1 protein-coding gene is annotated in these 471 nt (G+C 36.9%); it reads right to left on the bottom strand.

From position 1 onward, the window contains the following. On the bottom strand, nucleotides 1-471 hold a 471-nt coding region (locus ACM0OP_RS24380; protein ID WP_414530978.1), incomplete at both ends, for an IS630 family transposase.

The following is a 471-nucleotide window of genomic DNA, read 5'->3' as shown; positions in this document are numbered from 1 at the left end:
CATTTCTGTTGTAGTCGGTGAAAACATCCGTAAAAAAGATTTAAGTTGTGACCACCATAACTCAATGGGGTTGAAATCTGGTGAGTATGGTGATAAACATAGAACTGAAGCACCGACAGATTCAATCATTGGCACAATTGAATCTAGTTTATGTGCGGATAAATTATCCATCACCACCACTGCTCCTGACCATAACTCTGGCACTAAAAACTTCTCAACAAACACAACAAAAGCTTTGCTATCCATAGAATTATTCATTGTCATTAATGCCACTACTTTTTTAAGACTAATTGCTCCAATTACGGTAACTTTTGAGCCTCGATAAAAGGGGTTGAGAGAGTAAGCTCTTGTTCCCCTTTGTGAACGGGCATGAGACCTTGTTAAACCCAGTAAAACACCAGTTTCATCCAAAAATACTAAATTTTCTGGCTCTATATGTTTGACCTTTTCCCAATAATCTAATCTTAAATT

It is taken from the genome of Nodularia chucula CCY0103 (genome assembly GCF_963923915.1).
Taxonomy (GTDB): Bacteria; Cyanobacteriota; Cyanobacteriia; order Cyanobacteriales; family Nostocaceae; genus Nodularia; species Nodularia chucula.
Note: the sequence above shows the minus strand (reverse complement) of the source record. Positions and strands in the feature narration are given on the sequence as shown.